The sequence below is a fragment of the Lujinxingia vulgaris genome, from assembly GCF_007997005.1.
Lineage (GTDB): Bacteria > Myxococcota_A > Bradymonadia > Bradymonadales > Bradymonadaceae > Lujinxingia.
Genome location: NZ_VOSL01000078.1, coordinates 1 through 485 on the forward strand (window position 1 = coordinate 1; position 485 = coordinate 485).

The following is a 485-nucleotide window of genomic DNA, read 5'->3' on the forward strand; positions in this document are numbered from 1 at the left end:
GGGGGACTCTCCACTTTCCCTCTCAGCGTTTAAATGGTCAGACGTTTGTGGTGCGAACACCTCCTATCTGACCCGCCTACCGGGTTGTACCGGACATCCATCAGTCCGGCGGACCTAGCGTTCTCCGTCCTTCCTCACCATCAACATGTTACAAAGAGGTACAGGAATGTTTGCCTGTTTTCCATCGACTACGCCTCTCGGCCTCGTCTTAGGTCCCGACTAACCCTGGGAGGATGAACCTGGCCCAGGAATCCTTAGGCTTTCGGCGGACGGGATTCTCACCCGTCTTGTCGTTACTCACGTCAGCATACGCTCTTCCAAAACCTCCAGCGCTCCTCGCGGTGCACCTTCAACGGCGATTGGAATGCTCCCCTACCACTCTGCACTTAAGTGCAGAATCCGCAGCTTCGGTAGACAGTTTAAGCCCCGTTGTATTTTCGGCGCAGATTCACTTGACCAGTGAGCTATTACGCTTTCTTTCAAGG

At 54.2% G+C, this 485-nt stretch carries 1 rRNA gene; it reads right to left on the reverse strand.

Annotation, left to right across the window (positions count from 1 at the left end):
* Positions 1–485, reverse strand: a 23S ribosomal RNA gene (locus FRC96_RS15975); the annotation flags it as partial.